The 22222-nt window shown below is 39.5% G+C and carries 17 protein-coding genes; 6 read left to right on the forward strand and 11 right to left on the reverse strand.

Annotation, left to right across the window (positions count from 1 at the left end):
* Positions 1-582: 582 nt before the first annotated feature.
* Together K5Q58_RS14025 and K5Q58_RS14030 are read right to left on the reverse strand one after the other, a co-directional pair.
* Entirely contained in the window at positions 583-1482 is a 900-nt protein-coding gene (locus tag K5Q58_RS14025) for an aspartate/glutamate racemase family protein (RefSeq protein WP_220754545.1), read from the reverse strand.
* Positions 1483-1619: 137 nt separating this feature from the next.
* Positions 1620-2063 carry an N-acetyltransferase gene (locus K5Q58_RS14030; RefSeq protein ID WP_220754546.1) on the reverse strand — a complete coding sequence of 148 codons (444 nt, stop codon included), beginning with the start codon at positions 2061-2063 and terminating at the stop codon, positions 1620-1622.
* Between the two features lie 460 nt (positions 2064-2523).
* On the opposite strand from K5Q58_RS14030, the gene K5Q58_RS14035 reads away from it, so the two are divergent.
* The 4 genes from K5Q58_RS14035 to K5Q58_RS14050 all read left to right on the forward strand — a co-directional run bounded on the left by K5Q58_RS14035 (position 2524) and on the right by K5Q58_RS14050 (position 11010).
* A complete protein-coding gene (locus tag K5Q58_RS14035) occupies positions 2524-3615 on the forward strand; it encodes an efflux RND transporter periplasmic adaptor subunit (protein WP_374758508.1) in 1092 nt (363 codons plus the stop codon).
* A gap of 10 nt (positions 3616-3625) precedes the next feature.
* On the forward strand, positions 3626-6907 hold the full coding sequence (locus K5Q58_RS14040) for an efflux RND transporter permease subunit (RefSeq protein ID WP_220754548.1): 3282 nt from the start codon (positions 3626-3628) through the stop codon (positions 6905-6907).
* Entirely contained in the window at positions 6904-10038 is a 3135-nt protein-coding gene (locus K5Q58_RS14045) for an efflux RND transporter permease subunit (RefSeq protein ID WP_220754549.1), read from the forward strand. Before K5Q58_RS14040 ends, K5Q58_RS14045 begins: the two co-directional genes overlap by 4 nt.
* 96 nt (positions 10039-10134) lie before the next feature.
* Positions 10135-11010, forward strand: a complete 876-nt coding sequence (locus tag K5Q58_RS14050; protein WP_220754550.1) for an MBL fold metallo-hydrolase — start codon at positions 10135-10137, stop codon at positions 11008-11010.
* A 77-nt stretch (positions 11011-11087) separates the two neighbouring features.
* Here K5Q58_RS14050 and K5Q58_RS14055 read toward each other — a convergent pair whose 3' ends face one another.
* The 5 genes from K5Q58_RS14055 to K5Q58_RS14075 all read right to left on the reverse strand — a co-directional run bounded on the left by K5Q58_RS14055 (position 11088) and on the right by K5Q58_RS14075 (position 17555).
* Positions 11088-11810 carry a phosphotransferase gene (locus K5Q58_RS14055; RefSeq protein ID WP_220754551.1) on the reverse strand — a complete coding sequence of 241 codons (723 nt, stop codon included), beginning with the start codon at positions 11808-11810 and terminating at the stop codon, positions 11088-11090.
* Between the two features lie 275 nt (positions 11811-12085).
* Entirely contained in the window at positions 12086-12259 is a 174-nt protein-coding gene (locus K5Q58_RS14060; protein ID WP_220754552.1) for a Trm112 family protein, read from the reverse strand.
* Positions 12246-13256 carry a tetraacyldisaccharide 4'-kinase gene (lpxK, locus tag K5Q58_RS14065; RefSeq protein ID WP_220754553.1) on the reverse strand — a complete coding sequence of 337 codons (1011 nt, stop codon included), beginning with the start codon at positions 13254-13256 and terminating at the stop codon, positions 12246-12248. Before lpxK ends, K5Q58_RS14060 begins: the two co-directional genes overlap by 14 nt.
* Positions 13257-15062, reverse strand: coding sequence for a lipid A export permease/ATP-binding protein MsbA (gene msbA / locus K5Q58_RS14070; protein ID WP_220754554.1), 1806 nt, complete (start codon positions 15060-15062; stop codon positions 13257-13259).
* Positions 15063-15101: 39 nt separating this feature from the next.
* Positions 15102-17555 carry a DNA internalization-related competence protein ComEC/Rec2 gene (locus K5Q58_RS14075; protein WP_220754555.1) on the reverse strand — a complete coding sequence of 818 codons (2454 nt, stop codon included), beginning with the start codon at positions 17553-17555 and terminating at the stop codon, positions 15102-15104.
* 64 nt (positions 17556-17619) lie between these two features.
* Between K5Q58_RS14075 and K5Q58_RS14080 the strand changes: the two genes are divergently transcribed.
* The gene (locus K5Q58_RS14080) at positions 17620-18123 is read left to right on the forward strand and encodes a DUF2062 domain-containing protein (RefSeq protein WP_220754556.1); all 504 of its coding nucleotides are present in this window, start codon (positions 17620-17622) and stop codon (positions 18121-18123) included.
* An 89-nt stretch (positions 18124-18212) separates the two neighbouring features.
* Here the strand turns inward: K5Q58_RS14080 and K5Q58_RS14085 are convergent, their stop codons facing one another.
* From K5Q58_RS14085 to K5Q58_RS14095, 3 genes are read right to left on the reverse strand one after another with little or no spacing between them, the layout of a single operon-like run.
* Entirely contained in the window at positions 18213-18455 is a 243-nt protein-coding gene (locus K5Q58_RS14085) for a DUF3624 domain-containing protein (protein ID WP_220754557.1), read from the reverse strand.
* 16 nt (positions 18456-18471) lie between these two features.
* Positions 18472-19020: a GNAT family N-acetyltransferase gene (locus K5Q58_RS14090; RefSeq protein WP_220754558.1), complete on the reverse strand. Its 549-nt coding sequence runs from the start codon at positions 19018-19020 to the stop codon at positions 18472-18474.
* A gap of 49 nt (positions 19021-19069) precedes the next feature.
* Positions 19070-19975 carry a LysR family transcriptional regulator gene (locus K5Q58_RS14095; RefSeq protein ID WP_220754559.1) on the reverse strand — a complete coding sequence of 302 codons (906 nt, stop codon included), beginning with the start codon at positions 19973-19975 and terminating at the stop codon, positions 19070-19072.
* Positions 19976-20096: 121 nt separating this feature from the next.
* On the opposite strand from K5Q58_RS14095, the gene K5Q58_RS14100 reads away from it, so the two are divergent.
* Positions 20097-21095 carry an NADP-dependent oxidoreductase gene (locus tag K5Q58_RS14100; RefSeq protein ID WP_220754560.1) on the forward strand — a complete coding sequence of 333 codons (999 nt, stop codon included), beginning with the start codon at positions 20097-20099 and terminating at the stop codon, positions 21093-21095.
* A gap of 125 nt (positions 21096-21220) precedes the next feature.
* Here K5Q58_RS14100 and K5Q58_RS14105 read toward each other — a convergent pair whose 3' ends face one another.
* On the reverse strand, positions 21221-22180 hold the full coding sequence (locus tag K5Q58_RS14105) for a LysR family transcriptional regulator (protein WP_259651345.1): 960 nt from the start codon (positions 22178-22180) through the stop codon (positions 21221-21223).
* Between the last annotated feature and the right edge of the window lie 42 nt (positions 22181-22222).

Here is a 22222-nt window from a genome sequence, read left to right on the forward strand (position 1 = left end):
AACACACCTAAATTGCAATTTTGTAAGCCATAATCACAAAGCTCACATAGTATGATTACTATTTTAAGAATTTAAAAATCATTGATTTCACGTAAAAACGCGATGATTTGAGGAGACGGAATATTGATATTATGTAAATAAATGACAAAATCTGTTCCAATAAAAGACTGGATTACGCCAATGCATGCTACAAAAGAACATTAGAATATTCACTTAATCTGATTAGATATTGGTAAGAACCATTCAATTCAATTTCAAAACAAGAACCTGAAAATAAATAAATTACCGAATAAAAATCTAAATATACGAACACCTTCAGTAAACTCAAAATCTGCACTTCAAAGCACTGCTAATTTTCTGCTAATACAAAAATAGTAAAATGAGCAAAGCAACATTATGAACCAATAAATCGGCTGTTACTGTAGGCTCAACGCCCTATCCCACTTGATCAATCTCCTAGCTGTGATTAATAAAGCGAAACAAGCCCTAGTTCGTGCAGTAACAGCAAGTTCATTACATGTGTATTTATAGTTCAATACTCAAAATGAATGGGTCGAAATAAATATCGTTGGTTAATGCCTCTTAGCTATTTATATGCAACTGATGTGCTTTCGCTTTTGAGACAATATAGTGAGCTACATCATCAACAGAGTGGATTTCAACTAAATTCACCTGTTCAATTTCGGCAATTGATTGTGTATTAAAATATAAGTGTTTTGCTGCTTCATATACTTCCACTACTTTTTCAGCAACCGTTTCCATCGGATCGATGAATTCAACATCTATGAACTCAGCTTCCAGAATTGAGCGGACTAATGGCAGTTCAGTACAACCTAAAATAATCGTGTCAGCACCTTGCTCTGTTAACGTTTCAATAGCCTTGCAAAGCAATTTAGCATTGTTGACAAACTCGCCAGACTTAATGCCAAAAGGTGTACGAATATCTTGGCCACATTGAGTTTTTTCACCCGTTTTAGCGCCATATATCGCACTGTGCACGTAGCGCTCCTGGATTTCAACAGTGGGTTTGAAAAACGCTATTTGCGCTTCTTCGAGGTATTTATCATAAATGGCAGAATTATAAGTACCATTAGTAGATAAAATACCGACAGTAGCTTGAGGGTTTTCTTGCTGAATTTTATGAGTGGTTGCTTTTATCATATCCAAAAGATATACATCTGTTTGAGCTTGCAAATCATTTCTAAAATAATGTGCGGTATTACATGTCATCACAGCAAAATGTACTTGATTTCTTTCCAAGAACTTTACTGATTCAAGCATTTCAGGAATAGGATCGCTACCACCTTCGTTGATTGCTTCTGAACGATCTGGAATATCAGGATTTTTAATTACCACCATTCCCATATGATCTTGATCTTTCACAGCTCCATGGGCAACCTCTTCTTTGAAAATAATATCTTGAAATAAGATATCTGCTTCAGGTCCCATATTACCGACAACACCGAAAATTAAATCTTTCATTTTATACCCGACTACATAAACACGTGAATTTATGAATATGGTAAAACTCGAGTAAAAAACGGGTTAATCACAATTGAAGGATCAGGTCCTCGTATTAGTGGTATATTTAGTCGCTACAACTATATTGTAATTGGTAACTAAAATAGCTTGGTGTAATGGTCAAAAGCGGTGGTTTTAGTATAGCCAAGTGACTCATATAAAGCTTTAGCCACATCATTATCTACTGCAGTTGCTAATTTCACAGTACTAGCATCTGTATATTGCGCAAACAGATCAACTTGCTTAAGGAGTTTATTGGCAACTCCTTGCTGTCTTGCAGCGGTTGCTACGAACATATCGTTCAATATCCACATTCTCTTCATCGCTACAGACGAAAATGTTGGGTAAAGCTGAACAAATCCAAAACCGTCTCCTTCATCATTAGTCGCAATAAAAATCACCGAATCACTCTCGATTAAACGCTCTTTAATAAACTTTTTACATTGTTCTGTATTTGCAGATTGCCCATAAAATTGACGATATTCATCGAATAAGGCTGTAACCAAATTTAATTGTTCAATTGTTGCTTGGATGATTTTCAAAACAGTCTCCTTTATATCTGCAGCCATATTATTTTGGTTTGGGCTTGTAACTAAAACTCTTTACACAAGGTATAACTTAAAACTTGCTTAATAAATGGCTGTAACCCTTAACATCTATCTGATTTCCTTTAGATAGTTAACTTACCTCAAAAAATAAACAACGTCAGCCCAAATTGAATAATTTATGCTCAAGGTTAAATTAACCATTAACACTAAAAAATAAACATTTTCACTACATATTAATATTACCCATAGCTAAAGAATGACCATCAAACAGGTAAACTACTGATATTAAACAACAATTAACTTTGGCACGGTTACTGCTTAGATATAAGAAAGTTAACATTAGTTACAAATGATAACGTGACGTTTACAAGTTAAGGTTTCACACTTAGCTTTATTGAGCGTCATTAATTCAAAATATTGAACTGGCAGGTACCCCATGGATAGGTTAATCAACATGAAAAAAATGACAATCCCACTACTTTGTATCGCAGCACTGACAACTGGATTGACTGGTTGTACTGGTGAGCAGGAAGAGTCAAAAGAAGAAGAAAAATACGCAGTCCCTGTTGAAGTATCTCATGTTACTCAAGGTAATGTATCTTCATTTTATAGCACCACAGCAACACTCGAAGCACCAGAAGAAGCCCATGTAGTCACGCGTATTGCAGGTTTAATTGAAGAGATTAACGTTGAAGAAGGCGACCGAGTGACTAAAGGTCAAGCTTTAGCGACAATCGACGCCAAACGTCAGCACTATGATTACAAACGTTCACAAGCTGAAGTTCAAATCATTGAGCAAGAACTGAATCGCCTGAAGCAAATGAAAAATAGAGAATTTGTTAGTCAGGATGTGATGGCCAAATTAGAGTTCAACTTACAAGCAGCTATCGCACAACGCGACTTAGCTGAATTACATGTTATCGAAAGCCAAATCGTATCACCAATTGATGGCATAGTTGCGATGAGACATGTTAAAAAAGGTAATATGGCCAAGGAGTTTGAAGAGCTATTTTATATCGTTAACCAAGATGAACTACACGGTATTGTTCATTTACCAGAGCAGCAATTGACAAGCTTGCGTTTAGGTCAACAAGCTAGAATCAGTAACCAATACTCAAATAGCACGAATGCTTCCAAAGCAAATGAAATAATTGCCAATGTGTTACGTATCAGTCCTATCGTCGATGCTCAAAGCGGTACCTTTAAAGTCACAATTGCAATTGATAACACCAAAGCAAACCTAAAAGCCGGTATGTTCACCCGAGTCGAGCTTAAATACGACACCCATGAAGATGTGGTGACTGTGCCTTTCAATGCCGTTATTAATCAAGATGATACTCAAGCCTTATATGTGATTGAAGATAACACTGCCACCCGCCGTGAAGTACGCTTGGGTTATCGCGAAAAAGATAAAGTGGAAGTAATTTCGGGTGTTAAGCAAGGCGAGCAAATCGTAATACGCGGGCAACAAAACCTTAAAGATCAATCATTAGTTGAAATCATTACACCTCTTTCTTATGCCAAAAACAGCTTAAACGCTAAGTAAGGGAGTTACTATGTCATTGATTAATACTTCGGTTAAACGTCCTGTAACAGTATGGATGTTTATGCTTGCCATTATGCTGTTCGGAATGGTCGGATTTACCCGTTTAGCAGTAAAATTACTGCCAGATTTAAGTTATCCCAGTGTCACAGTTCGCACAGCTTACGATGGCGCTGCACCAGTTGAAGTAGAGCAGCTGATTTCTAAACCAATTGAAGAAGCCGTTGGTGTGGTAAAAGGCTTACGTAAAATTAGTTCTATTTCACGCTCAGGTATGTCAGATGTGGTACTTGAATTTGAATGGGGCACGAATATGGATATGGCAAGCCTGGAAGTTCGAGAAAAAATCGATACTATCGAGCTGCCCTTAGATATTAATAAACCACTATTGCTTCGCTTTAATCCAAATTTAGATCCCATCATGCGCTTAGCATTATCAGTGCCTGATGCAAGTGAGTCTCAATTAAAAAGCATGAGAACTTTTGCAGAAGAAGAACTAAAGCGCCGTTTAGAAGCATTATCAGGTGTAGCAGCTGTTCGTTTATCAGGGGGATTAGAACAGGAAGTTCATATTCTATTAAATCAGCAAAAGCTTCAACAATTAAACTTAAATGCGGACGACATAAAACGTCGAATTAATGAAGAAAATATCAATTTATCAGCAGGTAAAGTGATTCAAGGTGACAAAGAGTATTTGGTCAGAACCTTAAACCAGTTTAACTCTTTAGAAGAATTACGTGATGTTATCGTATACCGTAACGGCCAGACTCTAATACGCTTACGTGAAGTTGCTGACATCGTTGATGGATACAAAGAGCGAAGCGATGTCACTCGTATTGGTGATGTTGAATCCATCGAGTTGGCGATTTATAAAGAAGGTGACGCGAATACGGTTTCTGTGGCGAAAAAGATCCAAGCAGAACTTGATAACATTAATGCTGAATCAGAAGAAAACCAGTTAAAAGTTATTTATGACCAATCTGAATTTATCCAAAGCGCCGTCAGCGAAGTAACATCCGCAGCACTATTCGGCAGTTTATTAGCCATGCTGGTGATTTACCTATTCCTACGTGACATTATTGCCACCTTAATTATTTCAATTTCAATTCCATTTTCAGTTATTGCCACATTTAATATGATGTATTTCGCTGAAATCAGCTTAAACATTATGTCACTTGGCGGTATCGCTCTAGCCATTGGTTTATTAGTCGATAACGCCATCGTGGTGCTGGAAAACATCGACCGTTATAAAGCAAAAGGTTTAGCAAGATTAGATGCTGCAGTAAAAGGCAGTAAAGAAGTTGCAGGGGCTATTTTCGCCTCAACCTTAACGACACTGGCAGTTTTTGTACCATTAGTGTTTGTTGATGGTATTGCAGGTGCTTTATTTTCTGACCAAGCCCTAACGGTGACCTTCGCGTTATTAGCTTCTTTATTTGTTGCGTTAACTGCCATTCCAATGCTGGCCTCTCGTCAAGGCTTTAAACAATTACCTGAAGAAATCATAGCAGAGCCAAAAGTAAAACCATCCACCACTAAAGGAAAAATTGGTCATTATTGCGGTTTAGTGCTTGGATTTCCTTTCAAAGTGCTACTGAGTTATCTTCCTAATGCTTTATTGAACTTAGTCATTATTTTAACTCGGTTTATCTCGTGGTTGTTCAGTTTAATAATGCGTCCTTTAAGCGCAGGGTTTAATGTGTTTTATCGCTTTATTGAAAGGATATATCACCGAGTCTTAAAGCATGCAATGGCACACAAAGTGATTACAGTTGTTATTGCCATCATCCTTACTGTTGGCGCAGGTAGTTTATTCCCACGATTAGGTGTCGAGTTAATCCCACCGATGAATCAAGGCGAGTTTTATGTCGAAATTTTATTACCACCAGGAACAGCGGTTCAAAAAACCGATTCTGTACTTGAGCAACTCGCCTACTCAATCAGTGACAGTGAAGATGTAAAGCACACATTCAGCCAAGCAGGTAGTGGGGGCTTAATGACATCAGACACCGCTCGTGGCGGCGAAAACTGGGGACGTTTACAGGTTGTTCTGGCCAACACTCATGCCTTTGATAGCGTTGCTACAACATTACGTGAAACAGCAAGACGCATTCCTGCGCTTGATGCCAAAATTGAACACCCTGAGTTATTTAGTTTTAAAACGCCGCTTGAAATTGAACTATCTGGATATGATTTAGCTCAATTAAAACAAAGTGGCGATCAGTTGGTATCTGCGCTATCTCAGTCTAGTCGATTCAGCGATATCAATACCTCGCTGCGTGACGGTCAGCCTGAAATTAGTATTCGCTTTGATCATGCTCGCTTAGCAGCATTAGACATGGACGCACCAACCGTTGCGAGTCGAATTGCACATCGTGTTGGCGGCACTATCGCAAGCCAATATACCGTGCGCGATCGTAAAGTGGATATCTTAGTACGCAGCGAACTCGCAGAGCGTAATAATATTGAAGACGTAAATGCACTAATCATTAACCCAAATAGTCAACACGCTATACCACTTAGCGCGGTAGCTGATGTGTCTCTGCAAGTCGGCCCTTCAGCCATTAACCGTGTTAGCCAACAGCGCGTTGCTATCGTTTCTGCAAACTTAAGTTATGGCGATTTAAGTGAAGCCGTTAATCAGGCACAGCAGATACTGAACAAGCAGCAGTTTCCCTCTTCGATACAGGCACGATTTGGTGGTCAAAATGAAGAAATGGAACACTCTTTTGAGTCATTAAAAATTGCGCTTATTCTTGCTGTATTTTTAGTTTACTTAGTGATGGCCAGTCAATTTGAGTCTCTATTACATCCACTGTTAATTCTGTTTGCCGTTCCTATGGCAGTAGGTGGCAGTATCATCGGCTTATTTATCACAGGCACACATATAAGCGTGGTGGTATTTATCGGACTGATTATGCTCGCCGGTATCGTCGTGAATAATGCCATTGTACTGGTCGATAGAATCAACCAGTTGCGTAAAGAAGGCATTGAGAAAGACCAAGCCATCAGCACTGCTGCTAAATCACGTCTTCGCCCAATAATGATGACTACTTTAACCACGACATTAGGCCTATTACCTATGGCTATTGGTGTGGGTGATGGCAGTGAAATCCGGGCCCCAATGGCAATTACGGTTATATTCGGCTTAAGTATGTCAACGATGCTAACTCTGTTAGTGATCCCTGCCCTATACGGTATTTTTGATAAAAAGAACTATCAACAAGCGGAAAAAGAACAAGCGGTACTCTCTACAAACATGCCAACTGACGCTTCGGTGGAGGGACAATCATGAATAAGAGCAATCAAGCTTCAGCCCGTGATTCTCAATCATCTGAAAAAGGTTTTAGTATCACACGTCTTGCGATTAAAAGGCCTGTGACCACCAGCATGTTCTTTCTCGCTATACTGCTATTTGGCATGGCATCGAGTCGCTTGTTACCACTAGAAATGTTTCCTGGTATCGACATTCCACAAATCCAGGTTAACGTTCCTTATAAAGGCTCGACTCCTGCCGAAGTAGAACGCGATATCACTCGCGTGCTGGAAGAGTCGTTGGCAACCATGAGTGGGATTGAAGAAGTTCGATCAAATTCATCGCAAGACGGCGCTAATATTCAGCTTAATATGAAATGGGGACAAGACGTCGCCACTAAAAGTTTAGAAGCCCGCGAGAAAATTGATTCAGTCAGGCATCTACTGCCAAAGGATGTTGAACGAGTATTCATTCAGCAGTTCTCCACTGCTGATATGCCAGTCCTGACCATTCGTATATCAAGCGAGCGAGAACTATCAAACGCATTTGATTTGCTTGATAAACAATTGCGTAAACCACTTGAACGTATTGAGGGGGTGTCTAAAGTTACCTTATATGGTGTTGATCAAAAGCAAATTGAAATTCGACTTGATGCCGATAAGCTAGCAGCTTCTGGTATTAACCCATCAGAACTTAGACAGCGTCTGCAACAAGAAAATTTTGTTATTAGCGCAGGTACAGTGCGGAATAACAATCAGGTATTTCAGGTTTCACCTAAGGGAGAGTTTTTATCTCTTGAAGATATTAAAGCGGTTAAACTGAATACAACCACAACCCTTGGTGATATTGCCTCTGTTAAATTTACCTTGCCAGAACCCTTCGAAGGCCGCCATTTAGATCAAAAATACGCAGTAGGTTTAGATGTATTTAAAGAATCGGGTGCCAACTTAGTCCATGTTTCTGAACGTGTACTTAAAGTGATTGAACAAACTAAACAAGATCAACAATTCCAAGGCATTAAGTTGTTTGTCATGGAAGATCAAGCCTATGGGGTTAAATCATCACTACAAGACTTACTGATTTCAGGATTAATCGGTGCATTCTTATCTTTTGGTGTTTTATATCTATTTTTACGCAATTTAAAGATGACCTTGGTCGTGGTTTCATCTGTGCCTATTTCGATATGTATGACCCTTGCAGGCATGTATTTACTGGGTTACAGCTTAAATATCTTATCAATGATGGGACTATTGTTAGCCGTCGGTATGCTAATTGACAACGCGGTTGTGGTCACTGAAAGTGTTCTGCAAGAAAAACAGCGCAGTGGTTTAACGGGTAATGAAGATACTAAGCCTCATAGCCAAAAGGCTAATGAATCTGCAGTACTGACAGGAGTTGAAAAGGTTGCCTTAGCAGTCCTCGCTGGCACTTTAACCACCGCAATTGTGTTCTTGCCTAATATCGTTGGGGTAAAGGTTGAGTTAACTATTTTCCTTGAACATGTAGCTATTTCGATTTGTATATCTCTTGCTGCATCATTATTGGTAGCGAAAACCTTAATCCCATTGCTGCTAACCAAACTACATTTTGAGATTGATACTGAAGAAAAAGAGTCTAGATTGCAGCGTTATTATCAGCGCAGTTTAACTTGGGTATTAGAACACTCAAAAATATCAGGTGTACTTGCAGTATTAATACTTGTATCAACAGCCTTGCCTTTAAGTTTAGTTAAACAAGATCAATCTGATGGCGAAGGCAATGACCGCTTATACATTAATTATCAATTAGAAGGCCGTCATAATCTAAAGGTCACTGAAGCGATGATTAATCAAATGGAAGACTACCTTTACGGTAATAAAGAAGCTTTCATGATTGACTCTGTGTATAGCTATTATTCAGCTGACAGTATCCAAACCACTATTTTACTCGAAAAAGATATAGAAACACCGATGTCAGAACTTAAGCAAACCATCCGAGAAGGTTTCCCTAAGTACGCCGCAGCTACACCTCAGTTTGGTTGGGGAAATGAAAACTCTGGATTAAGGATCACCTTAACAGGCCGGTCGACTTCTGAATTAATTACCTTAAGTCAGCAAGTGGTACCGCTATTAAGTGCGATTGAAGGCCTAGAGGATGTGCGCTCTGAGGTAAATGCCGCTCAGCAAGAAGTAATTGTGACCATCAACCGTGAAATGGCAGCTCGTTTAGATTTAAAACTCAATGAAGTTGCTTCACACATTTCAATGGCACTGCGTGGCACACCACTGCGTTCATATAGACATGATCCCAATGGCGAATTACGTATCGAGCTTGCCTATGATAAAAGCTGGCAACGTTCGCTGGAGCAACTTAAACAACTGCCGATTATTCGTAAAGGTGAGCGTGTTTACAACTTAGATAATTTAGCTGAAATTAAAATTCAACCACGTTTTGACACAATTAGACATTACAACCGTCAAACCGCGCTATCGATTGGCGCAAATGTTAATGAAATCACCACAGAAGAAGCCCAAGAGCAAATCGAAAAGGTCATGCAAAATGTTAATTTCCCATACGGTTATGACTATAGTTTGCGTGGTGGTTTTCAGCGTCAAGATGAAGATCAATCCATCATGGCGGTAAATATGATTCTGGCGCTAGCAATGATTTATATTGTCATGGCAGCCCTATTTGAATCACTGCTTTTACCCACTGCGATTATTAGTTCGATTCTGTTTTCAATCACAGGGGTATTTTGGGCATTATGGATATCGGGCACCGCAATGTCGGTAATGGCGATGATAGGGATCCTTATCTTGATGGGGATCGTAGTAAACAATGGCATAGTTTTGGTCGACCAAATAAACCAAATGACGCCAAAGTTAACCGATCTTTCAACTACGATAAAATCTATTTGTATTACTCGATTACGTCCAGTATTGATGACAGTGGCGACGACTGTGCTAGGGCTTGTGCCATTAGCAATGGGTGACACTCAAATTGGTGGTGGTGGTCCACCCTATTCACCAATGGCCATAGCAATCATTGGTGGTTTGAGTTTTTCAACTGTCACCAGTTTGTATTTAGTGCCTTTGTGTTATCAAGCCCTATACCGTATTCGCTATCAGTCATCGGTAAAATTAGGTTTAGCTGACAAAAGAGCTAAAAAGCTGCTACCTTGGACACTGTAAGTAATTAGTAATACGGAAACTAAGCCATTTTAGCCAGCACATTACATAATTAAAATAATGTGCTTGCTCAATGGTTACACGACACAGGAGCCCACAATGACGCTGAAACGTCTTAGTTTACTCACCCTATCGATAATTCAACTATCCCTTGTTAATACCAGTGTTTCTGCTGACGATGACCGCTTTAAAGATGTAGAAATCGTTTCTCAGAAACTCACTGAAAACACTTATATGTTTACAGGTTCCGGTGGCAACATTGGCGTTTCAGCAGGCAGTGACGGCCTATTAATTATCGATGACCAATTTGCACCTTTAGCCGATAAAATTAGCGCTTCACTCAATCAAATCCAACCTGGGAATCCAAAGTACGTCATCAACACACACTATCATGGCGATCATACTGGTGGTAACGCACACTTTGGCGAACAAGGAATTATCTTTGCCCATCACAATGTTTTAAAGCGGCTCAGTGCTAAAGAAGGTACACCCAAAGCAGCGCTCCCTGTCGTGACCTACTCTGAAGATGTTTCGATTCGTTTTAATAACGATACTATGACCTTAAAACATATGGGGCCAGGCCATACTGACGGTGACAGCGTGGTATTTTGGACTAAAGATAATGTCGTACATATGGGGGACCTATTCTTTAAAGATCGGTTTCCCTACGTTGATTTAAACGGAGGCGGTTCGGTTATAGGTTACAGGAATAATGTAGCAACAGTGATTGCCCAGATTGACAGTCAAACCCAGATTATTCCGGGTCATGGTGAGCTTGCAAATAAAGATGATTTAATGAAGTTTAAGCATATGCTTGATCATTCTATAAATTGGATGAATGAAAAGATAACTCAAGGCAAAACGCTTGAACAGCTTCATGCAGAAGGCTTTCCTGAAAAATGGAAAGATTGGAGCTGGAATTTCATCACTGAAAAAAAATGGATTGATACGCTATATCAAGATTTGAAAAAGTAACATTCAAATCGATTTGATTTTAAAAATAAAAAAGCTTGTGAATATCACAAGCTTTTTTATTGATTTCGATTGATTTACTAGTTGTTTCTAAAGTGCCACAGAACCCAATATACTGGCTTTAAATCTTTGCCACCAATATTTTTAAAAGGGCGAGAAAAATAATACAACCATTGCCATGATGACAAAAACTGCTTGGCTTTCTGCCAAATAATTTCTCCACCAGCCTCTCTATAAACAGAAATAGCCTTCGAGATCCGTTCACTATCTTCACCTAAATAGCGGTATAAGCTATGAACATACACCAATAAGTCACGGATCTGTTTCTCAGCTACCGAACCCTTTTGTTGGTTTGCTTCAAAATCGATAAATTTAACTTTACCTGCACGCCAGCTAATGTCTCTAAGTGCGGGGCGACCATGAGCTAACTGCATTGAATGTAAGTTTGCTAATGCTTGGCTTGCATCATCAAGGATATTTTGTTGTTTCGCAGCCCCAACATCATCCCTATCTAACCAATCACGGATTGTTCTACCTGCATCTTCCACAACCAAGTAACCGTCACCATTGGCAACAACTTTAGGTACAGGCGCCCCCTCATTGTCTAATTGCTTCAATACTTGAGTTTCTTTGGTCAGTGCTTTGGCTGAATCCGTTTTTAAAAAGCGCATCGCACCTTCGAGGTGTTCTACTTGCTTTAACCAATAACGTTTTCCACCATATTGAAAATGGCTGATCCTCTGCCCTTGGTTTAATACCAGCATTTGGGAGACTTTATCTTTAAAGGATTGCATTTGAGTCATATGGGCTGTCCGTTATCGTTTTGAATATTCAGTATCCCGATATACAGACAATAACCGCAAATTTAGCTAGCACTAAATTGCTAACTTTTACCTTTTATTATATTTAGTGCAATTACTCTACAAACGAAATCCACATACAAATAACAAGACTCGCACAACATTTAACCAAAGAAATCAAATGTACATTGAAAAACGCGCACAAAAAAAGCGCCATTACTGGCGCTTTTTACAAGTTATAATTGAGTTCTTATTCACTTTCTACAAGTGATAACCCTTTACGACTCTAGTGGTACCGCTCTATTTTCAAGTAAAACAGGAATACCTTCAGTGATTGGATACGCTAACTTATCAGCTTTACAGATTAATTGATCTGCTTCTTTATCAAATTCCAACTTACCTTTACATACTGGACAAGCCACAATCTCAAGTAATTTTTTATCGAACGCCATGGAGGTTTCCTTGTTTAACTTTGACGACTTCGTTAAGTCTATTCAAAAATGCTTGGTCAAAACTTTCATTAAGCTTCGCATTAACTGGTAGATACCACCAGTTTTGTTGTGCAAAATCGCGACATTTAACCGCATCTTTCTCGGTCATTATCAATGGAGTATGTTGTGAGAGCTGCTGTAGCTCAGCTTCATCAAACGCTTGATGGTCTTCAAACGCTTTGGTTTGCTTAATTTGGTAACCTAAATGGTCTAAACTATCAAAAAATCGCTGTGGATTACCGATACCTGCCATCGCTATAGCTTCTTGCTGTTGCCACTTCTCATCATTCAAAGAAGGTTTTACCGCTTTTAGAGCAGAAGGTTCTAGACTCATCGCAATTTCATTTGCTTGAGGGCTACCACCATTATTAATTGCCCAATCAATCGTATTTAATCGCCACAAACCTTCACGTAAAGGCCCAGCAGGGATCAAACACTGATTACCATATCGGCGCTGACCGTCGACAATTGCCAGCTCAATATCTCGAGCTAATGCATAATGCTGCAAGCCATCATCACTAATAATCACATCAACATCAAATTGAGCTAAAAGGGCTTTAGCAGCGTCAATTCGCTTAGCACCAACAACCATAGGAACCTGCGTTCGAGCCACTATCATCGCTGGCTCGTCACCCACATCAGTGGCTTTATCAGCAACACTCACGGCTTTCACACCGTCAATATTAACTCCATAGCCACGACTTATCACCCCAGGCTTATAACCATGCTCGCGCAATAAGTCAATTAAATAGATAACCGTTGGGGTTTTACCACTGCCACCAGCGGTGATGTTACCCACAATAATAACCGGTGCTGGTAGGGTTTCTGCAGTGCTAAAACCAAATTTATATCCTAAACGCCTTAGCAAAGACACTAAAGCAAACAACCAGCTCAATGGCAGTAATAACCATTTAGCTGGATGTCCTTGGTACCAAATTTTATTCACTAACGATTGCATTTAATTACCAAATTGCATTTGGTACAGGTTGGAATAAATGCCTTCTTTGGCAATCAAATCTGTGTGAGTGCCCCGTTCAACCACTGAACCTTGGTCAATCACTAAGATTTCATCTGCAGATTCAATCGTTGATAAACGATGAGCTATCACAATTGACGTGCGGTTATGGCGTAAATTGTCTAAACCATGCTGAATTGCTTTTTCAGACTCTGTATCTAATGCCGATGTTGCCTCATCTAAAATTAATACAGGTGCATCACGTAACATAGCTCGCGCAATAGCGATACGTTGACGTTGTCCACCTGACAACAACACCCCATTTTCACCGACCTCGGTATCTAGTCCGTCAGGCAAGGTTTCAATAAACTCCATCGCATAAGCAAGTTCAGCAGCTTTAATGATTTGCTCACGGGACACTTCTCCTGGATAAGCATAAGCAATGTTATTGGCAATCGTGTCATTGAATAATGTGACTTGCTGAGATACCAATGCTACTTGGTTACGAAGCGACTTTAACTTGTAATCATAAATACTGACGTCATCGAGGGTAATATCCCCTTCGGACACGCCGGTATAGAATCGGGTCATAAGGCTAGCAATGGTTGATTTACCTGAGCCACTTCGGCCCACTAACGCAATGGTTTTACCTTGCTTAACTTCAAAATCTATATTGGTTAATGCAGGCTTTTCAGTATCAGGGTAACTAAAAGTGACGTTGTTAAACTTCAAGTTGCCTTTAACGCGCTGAGTTTCAAACTCACCAGTATCTGATTCTGGTGCGGTATCTAATAATTCAAACACAGTAGTACAAGCTGCAATACCCCGTTGAAATTCAGCGTTCACACGGGTTAAGTTTTTGATTGGCTGAAGCATGGCCATCATTGCGCCTAGAATTGCAGCAAAAGTACCCGCGGTTATATCATCTTTTAAACCTGGGAATGTTGCTGCATACAATACAAATGCCAGTGCGAATGAGCCAATAACCATAATAACCGGTTGGCTGATTGCTTGGGCTACAGCCAGTTTCATATTCTGATGGCGATTAGAATCATTCACTTTAAAGAAGCGATCCACTTCCGTTTGCTGTCCGCCAAAAGCTAACACATTTTTGTGGCCTTTAATCATTTGCTCAGTGGTAGCGGTTACCCCCCCCATGGCAGACTGAATTTGTTTAGATACTTTCCGAAAGCGCTTACTGACTACACTGATAACAACGCCCATCAATGGACCTATCACTAAAATACACAGTGATAACTTCCACGAATAAAAGAACATAATAGCGAGCATCGCGATAACAGTTATAGAGTCACGAACAATAGAAATCAACGCACTGCCTGATGCACGAGCAATTTGCTCTGTATCAAATGTCACACGGGAAATTAAATTGCCGCTATTTTCACGGTCAATGTAGCTCACAGGTAAACGCAGATAATGCTCAAAAACTTGTTGACGCATATCCATGATCAACTTCGCACTCATATACGAGACACAGTAAGTCGATACAAAGTTAGCAATACCGCGCAACGTAAACATGCCTATCACCACTAGAGGTGCCATCAGCATTATATCTTTATTGGCATTAAAGCCACCGTGAGTTGGAACATCAACTTCGACGCCACCGACTACAGCAGGAGCTTGACCAAAACCTTCGTCAATAAAAGGTTTAATGAATGCAATGAAAGCTGCATCGACAAGGCCATAAGTTAATAGGCCAGCAATGGCTAATAGGAACATTCCTTTCATTGGAACGAGATAAGTAAGAAGGCGTTTAAACACGCTCGACATTTCGTTATTAGTTGTTGTCATTGATTACATTAACACTTGAATAGCAAACAAAGGCACATTCTACTCTGCTTTAACTTTCTCACCAAATCTAAACACCTTGTTATACCAAAATGGCGCAATATCTGAACGATATTGACGAATTGTATAAGTTGATGGTTCAAAATCTATACTAATTTGGCCTGAGTTTCCGCTAACGAGTGTTTCAACTCCTTTCATTTTATACCTCTCGACAACATCATTTTTAGGGAATCCATATTGATTGGCAAACCCTGCAGTAAAAATAACATGTTGTGGTGATACCGCATCTATAAATGCCAGTGTGGAAGATGTACGACTGCCATGATGCGGCGCAAGTAATATATCTGACCTAGATAACATATTGTTATTGGTAAAGTATCTCTCTGAATTTTTCTCAATATCCCCTGCGAGCAAAACTTGATGCTGACCATCAGTAATAAACGCAATACATGAACGATTATTGTCATTTTTAGCCGTAGGGTTGATCGCTAATCTCAGCGTTACTCCGTGCCAATCAAATTGACGATTAGTACAAGGGTTTTGACTTCGTTCTTCTAAAGGGGAACTGAAGTGGTGTGCAGCAGAATCGCTAATAATTTGAGTATTAGGATATTGCCTCATTAAAGCATCTAGGCCACCAGCATGATCGTTATCATCATGGCTAATTATGATGTAATCAAGTTTACTTATCCCCTTCGCATTGAGTGCAGGGATTATCACTCTATCGGCATAACTGAAGTTATCACCATATGCGGCGCCAGTGTCATACAACAAACCTCGATTACCTTGCTGAACAAGTACAGCCATACCTTGGCCAACATCCAGCACATGTACTTGCCAAGAAGGTACAAGTTGCGAAGGTGAAGAATAAAAAGCGCCCCATGAATACAGAATTAAAGGGATGCATAATACGCCGACCGCCAGTCGCCATAATGTATTGACTGCCCACATCATTAAAAATATGCCCAATATGAATAGCATTATGCTGATAACTAACTTGTCTGATAGATGTATCAGAGACATAGGCCAATGATCGCTCCCACTAATAAGTAACTGAAACGGCGTTAAAGCAACATCGGCAAAACTCATCAATTTTTCGCCAAAAAAGACTCTCAATTCATCTGTCACTGGAATAAACATTAAACAGAGATTCAACACCAAGGCAATAATACTTAGCGGAATGACCACAATACTGAACCAAGGAACCATAAGTAAATTGACCCAAATGCTGTTAATTGAAATAGTGCCAAACAATATGGCTTGCATTAATCCTAGCCCTATAGCCAGTCGCCATTGAATCGACCAAAACCCAACCCAGAAGCCAATAAGTTTATTTTTATAATCTTGGTACTTGCTTACGAGGCGTTCAAGAAATGGAAGATTTTGTACATTAGGTTCAATTACTTGAGTGCCTGTAAACTCAATCTCATTATGACTAATTTCAAGCTCATTTTTTGAATTATTAAACGTACTTTCGCTATCAGATCTGTTTATCTTTGCTTTAGCAACTGAATACTCTAGCGTAAATAATATGATGGCAAGCGCACTGAAAGATAACCAAAAACCTGCACTTAAACTGGCAAACGGATCGATAACTAATACGGCAAACAATGCCCAAATTAATCGTTGCCAAGGCGATGAATATTGATTCACCATAGTTAAGACAATTAAGATGAGGAGCATTATCAGCGCTCGCTGAGTGGCGATGGCAAAACCTGCTAAGTATCCGTAACCCGTCGCCATTAAAGCAGCCAACACCATAGCGATGAGTAAGTTTCGTCTACTAAATGAAGGAAAAATCTGCAAGCCACTGCGAAAAATAAACCAGAACAAACCAAATACAACCGATAAATGTAAGCCTGAAATGGCCACTAAATGTCCGGTGCCAGTTTGTCTTAGTTGCTGCCATTGAGTTGGAGTGAGATTAGATTTATCGCCAAACAGCAGCGCTTTCAATATTGCCCCATTTGAGCGTGTTTGTAATATAGGGTCCATTTTATTAATGATAAGCTGTCGCAATGGGGTATTATAATCGAGTAGTTCAGCCTGTTTGACTCGGCCTTTAGCAACGATATGACGACTTAAGAAGTATTTTTGTTGGTTAAACCCACCTTGATTCAACGGACTAGTGATTGGCTTCATTCGCGCAGTAAAAATCCAAACCTGACCCACTTTTACTTCAGGCGGTTGTTGCCATGTGAGTCTATAGTTAGAGTGATAAAATTCGTATTGCTCAGAAATCACCCTAATGTCGAAACTTATCCAGTCGCTGTTTGTGCTAACTAGTGATACTATCTCTGCCTTAAATTGTTTTTGAACAGGGATTTCTGATTCATGTGAAGAAAATAATGAATTAAAACAAAAAGAAACTAACATCACTCCACAAAGTGCCCCGCTGATGAAAGGCCACTTTATGAAGGTGGATAAAACGACAATCAGAATGAATGACGCCATCCATATAGGAAGTAAGCTTGGCAATAAATTGCTAAAAAGCATACTGGCGCAAAAACCATAAATGAATCGATTTATCATTGATTAATTAAAGACAGTAATCGCGTATATGCCAAAAAAATTATTACAAAAATTTATGCCGAAGCCTGAAACCTTGCGTAATCACAAATATTTGCGGGTTTTCGGAAATTTGTTGGATAAACCCAACCTTTGGAGTTTGAATCGCAAATCTGCTCCTGGCTCATTTGCGGTGGGCTTATTTGTAGCTTGGCTTCCAGTACCGTTCCAAATGGTCATAGCTGCTGGCATGGCGATATTTTTTAACGTCAATATTCCACTCGCAGTTGCCCTTGTTTGGCTAACAAATCCAATCACAATGCCATTTATGTTTTATGCAGCATATTTGTTGGGCTCTAAAATTTTAGGCTTGGATACCACTGACTTTGCTTTTGAAGCCAGCTGGCAATGGGTAGAAAGTTCTATTGGCACCATTGGCCCACCATTCCTTTTGGGGTGTGTCGTGCTAGGTTGTATTTTTGCTCTAATTAGCTATTTTGTGATTAAGAGTCTTTGGAAGTATTCAGTATTATTCAAGTGGAATCGCAGAAACTAATCTTTAACTAAAAACTCCACTCAATACAAATCAAAATATATAACAGAAAAGTCAGCCGTGTTGCTGACTTTTTAGATTTAAAAACAGGTCTATTCGGCTGAATTATTTACCTTTCGATAAGCCAACACCATTAAATGAACGCACAATAAGCCACTAAAAGCACCACAGAAAAACATCATCGCTATCGATTCAACCGACGACATATCATCAGCATAAAGCCACCACCATAACGGCCATCCCACCAACGATAGAAAGCTCAGTTGTAACATACACGATTTACACCTGCCTATTTTTTGTTTGAATAGAGACTCTTGGCAATCATTACATGCCATTCATTTATCCTTCAACTTAACTATTCGCATTTGAACTGTACTCATCCTTTAACATAGCAAAAACACATTCATCGCACCATTGTCCTTTAAAAAAGATATTTTTATAGAAGTGACCTTCTTTTCTAAAACCTAACTTGTTCAGTAATGCCATCGATGGGATATTTTCAGCATCAGTCGTCGCTATAATTCGATGCTTGTTAAGTTCAATAAATAAATAGTCTATCACTGCGGATAGTGCCTCAAAGGCAATGCCTTGCTGCTGATATTGCTGAGCTAAGGTAAATCCTATTTCCATTTGCTCATTATCAATAAAATGCAGCGCTATATCACCCATAATGAGCTGAGTTTGCTTATCAGCGATAGCCAATTGAAACCATAAACCTGGCATACCAAATGCGTTATAGTCCATCGCAGCAAACAAAGATTGTGCTTGCTCAAAATTGTAATCTGTCCAACTTTGATATTTAGCTATAAATGGATCTGCTCTATATTCAGTGAATAAAACTAGATCATCATACTCAAAAGCTCGAATACAAGTCCGTTGAGTCATTATCTTAAATTTCATATACTTTTAAACCTACAAATTTATTTTAAACAGTATGTTATATAATAATTTATTGATTACTTTTAATTCTTGCCACTAAAAAATCCACAGCGGCTTTAACTTTAGGTACATGATATCGTTGTTTTTGATATATCAAATACACTCCAAAATCAGCACTCTGTGTCGCTGATAACCGCGGTTCAAAATCAAGCTCTAATAACTCATCTCTTTCCAGAAATGGTGATAGAACCCACCTTGGCATCATTACAATCCCCTCACCTTTTTTCGCTTTTTCAATTAGCCACTCGCCAACATTACTGATGGCAGTAGCGGGAGCAGACACATCTTGCCATTGTCCCTCAATAAGGCTTAACCAAGGCACTCTGCCGTTAGGGGAGCGATAATACAAACCTTTATGTTGTGATAATTCACAGGGATGGGTTGGGGTTCCCATATGTTCAAGGTATTGCTTACTCGCTGCTGGAATAAATTGATTATCCATTAATCTAATCGCCACGACTCGATCGTTGGGGGCATATCCGCCTCTAATGGCTATATCGACATCATCACGGCCAACTGAAGACAGCTCATCACTCAGCTCAATATCTAAAATAACCTTAGGGTACAGCTTGGAAAACTCTTCCATAAGCGGAATTAACACCTCGCGTCCAATACCCACCATAGCACTTATCCGTAACTTTCCCATGGGCTCGGTTTGGTAACTGCGCACAGCTTCATTACTTTGCTCTAGCTGAGTTAATAATAGTGATACTTGCTGATAATAATCTGCGCCAATTTCAGTTAAATTAACGGCTCTGGTTGAGCGTTTTAATAAGGTCGCCCCAAGACTTTTTTCTAAATCAGCAACCCGCCGCGATAAAGACGAAGCAGGAACAGAAAAGGCTTTCGCAGCTTGTGTAAAACTGCCCAGTTCCACCACTTTAACAAAGTATTTCAGCGCTCTTAATTGATCCATAACCCAACCATTATTGTCTTAAAAGCAATAAAGAATCGCTTTTTAGCCACTATATCTTATAAAAAAGAAAAGGAATAATAGATTCCATTATTAAAGAACAAACAGTATTAAGGATAATTTCATGAACACTTATACCGCCATTAATCTTGTCAAACGCCCTCAAGGCGGCCCAATCACTTCTGATATTTTTGAAGTTGTCCAAAAGCCTATACCCGTTGTTAAACCTGGAGAGCTACTGATTAAACAAAATCATATGTCACTAGATCCAGCCATGTTTGGTTGGATGCAACCAGACACTGACAGCTACATCCCACCAGTTAATTTAGGCGATGTCATGCGAAGCAGCGGTGTAGGTGAAGTGGTCGAAAGCAATCATCCAGACTTTAAAGCAGGCGATCGGGTTATGGGTATGATGGGTTGGCAGGAGTATTTTTTAACTGATGGTAAAGGGATAAATAAAGTCGACGCCCCCCTTCCTGACGAAGCCATATTATCAATATTCGCCCTACCGGGCTTAACAGCCACACAAGGCTTATTCAATGTCGGTAAACCAAAGTCAGGCGAAACGATTATTGTTACTGGTGCAGCTGGCTCTGTAGGCTCAATCGTGGGTCAATTAGCTAAAGCAGACGGATTACACGTAATTGGCGTTGTCGGCAGCGATGAAAAAGCAGATTGGATTGTAAATGAACTTGGTTTTGATTCAGCAATAAATTATAAAACGGCAGATTTAGCAGCTGAGTTAGATAAATTAGCCCCTCAAGGCATCGACTTGTTCTTTGAAAATACCGCAGGCCCTATCCAAAGCTTAATTGTCGATAGAATGAATCCCCATGGCCGCGTAATGGTTTGCGGATTAATTGCCGATTACAGCAAACAAACCCCAGCACCAGGCCCAAGCTGGATGAATATCCTTAAAAGACGTATTACTGTTCAAGGTTTTACCATGCCAGATCACTTTGGCGAAGTGCCTAGTCTATTAGAAAAATTAACTCCTTATGTATTAAAAGGTCAAATCAAACATCGCTCACATGTATTAGAAGGTTTGGAGTCATCAATTGAGGGATTAAACCTATTTTTTACTGGTGAAAATAAAGGCAAGTTGATGGTAAAACTTTAACGCTCAATCTCAGGTTAAGCGCTAAGATTGGAGCTAGTGCTATGTTTAACTTAGCATCGTTTAAATCAGCGAATAATAATGCGCCTTATTCTTAGGCGCTTTATTTAATTTCTGTTCTCAAGTGGTTAGAACTTATTGCGATTGGGGATCAGTTGAACACTTGAATCAAATTGCTCGAGTAATTTTTTTACCACTCTCTCTGAATCTGAATAGATTTGATGTTGATGATTTGCTTGTAAATAATACAGAGCATAACTTAACCTTGAAGGCAGTAAGTTTGCTAAGCGTTCAGGTGCTTCATAGCAGTAATGACCGGGATAATAATGACAAGAAAATTTATCCGTTAACACCACACTCTTTTCTGTCATTAAGTGCTGCGCCAGCAGCGAATGGGATTCGCTGCGGTATTTAAATTTAAACCCCTCAGTAAGAGAGTTATTTTCTAATACTGGCTGTAATCGATTGATGCCAGAAAAAATAATTCCACCAAAAACATGTTCAGCAAAACCACTTTGCTCCATCCCTTCTTCAATCCATTTGTTCGGCGTCTTGCTAATGAAAACGGCTTCATTCTCTAATAGTGGTATTTGCCTTATCTCTTTAGGGGCATTAATAGGAAATAGGTTTAAGCCAATGTGAATATCACCATTGATAATTTGATCGAGCGTATGGTCATTCCAATGGTTAAAATTAATTTTCCCTTTTGGTATGACTTTAGCGCTAGTGGCCATTAATTCTTCAGCGATAACATCTATAAGCGGGCTTGCAATAGCAAAATTGATCTCGCCATCAAAGTCGCCTTGGTTTAAAAAGTCATCTGGATAAAACCGTTTATCTAATTGTATCAATTCATTTGCGAGACCTTCGCCAATTTCTGTTGCTCGTACGGTCGGTACTAACTGTCCTTGACCCTTAATAAATAAAGGATCACCTGTCGCATGTCTCAGTTTAGACAATACTTGGCTAACTGCGGATTGAGATATCCCTAATTTAGCCGCCGCAAGCGTAGTACTTCTAGTTCTATACAACTCATTGAAAACTCTTAAATAATTTAAATTAATTTGTTCGGGGTACTTTCTATACATACTTAATAACCAAGTCTCAAACCAGCTGTTATATTAGCTTAG

The organism is Shewanella sp. KT0246 (assembly GCF_019654955.1).
Taxonomy (GTDB): Bacteria; Pseudomonadota; Gammaproteobacteria; order Enterobacterales; family Shewanellaceae; genus Shewanella; species Shewanella goraebulensis.

Bases quoted from the DNA above. Each gene is read 5' to 3' on its own strand.
- K5Q58_RS14105 (WP_259651345.1), bottom strand. From the start codon at position 22,180: ATGTATAGAAAGTACCCCGAACAAATTAATTTAAATTATTTAAGAGTT.
- K5Q58_RS14085 (WP_220754557.1), bottom strand. From the start codon at position 18,455: ATGGCATGTAATGATTGCCAAGAGTCTCTATTCAAACAAAAAATAGGC.
- K5Q58_RS14060 (WP_220754552.1), bottom strand. From the start codon at position 12,259: ATGGCGTTCGATAAAAAATTACTTGAGATTGTGGCTTGTCCAGTATGT.
- K5Q58_RS14035 (WP_374758508.1), top strand. From the start codon at position 2,524: ATGAAAAAAATGACAATCCCACTACTTTGTATCGCAGCACTGACAACT.
- K5Q58_RS14095 (WP_220754559.1), bottom strand. From the start codon at position 19,975: ATGGATCAATTAAGAGCGCTGAAATACTTTGTTAAAGTGGTGGAACTG.
- K5Q58_RS14025 (WP_220754545.1), bottom strand. From the start codon at position 1,482: ATGAAAGATTTAATTTTCGGTGTTGTCGGTAATATGGGACCTGAAGCA.
- K5Q58_RS14090 (WP_220754558.1), bottom strand. From the start codon at position 19,020: ATGAAATTTAAGATAATGACTCAACGGACTTGTATTCGAGCTTTTGAG.
- K5Q58_RS14075 (WP_220754555.1), bottom strand. From the start codon at position 17,555: ATGCTTTTTAGCAATTTATTGCCAAGCTTACTTCCTATATGGATGGCG.
- K5Q58_RS14055 (WP_220754551.1), bottom strand. From the start codon at position 11,810: ATGACTCAAATGCAATCCTTTAAAGATAAAGTCTCCCAAATGCTGGTA.
- K5Q58_RS14040 (WP_220754548.1), top strand. From the start codon at position 3,626: ATGTCATTGATTAATACTTCGGTTAAACGTCCTGTAACAGTATGGATG.
- msbA (WP_220754554.1), bottom strand. From the start codon at position 15,062: ATGACAACAACTAATAACGAAATGTCGAGCGTGTTTAAACGCCTTCTT.
- K5Q58_RS14045 (WP_220754549.1), top strand. From the start codon at position 6,904: ATGAATAAGAGCAATCAAGCTTCAGCCCGTGATTCTCAATCATCTGAA.
- lpxK (WP_220754553.1), bottom strand. From the start codon at position 13,256: ATGCAATCGTTAGTGAATAAAATTTGGTACCAAGGACATCCAGCTAAA.
- K5Q58_RS14080 (WP_220754556.1), top strand. From the start codon at position 17,620: ATGCCAAAAAAATTATTACAAAAATTTATGCCGAAGCCTGAAACCTTG.
- K5Q58_RS14050 (WP_220754550.1), top strand. From the start codon at position 10,135: ATGACGCTGAAACGTCTTAGTTTACTCACCCTATCGATAATTCAACTA.
- K5Q58_RS14100 (WP_220754560.1), top strand. From the start codon at position 20,097: ATGAACACTTATACCGCCATTAATCTTGTCAAACGCCCTCAAGGCGGC.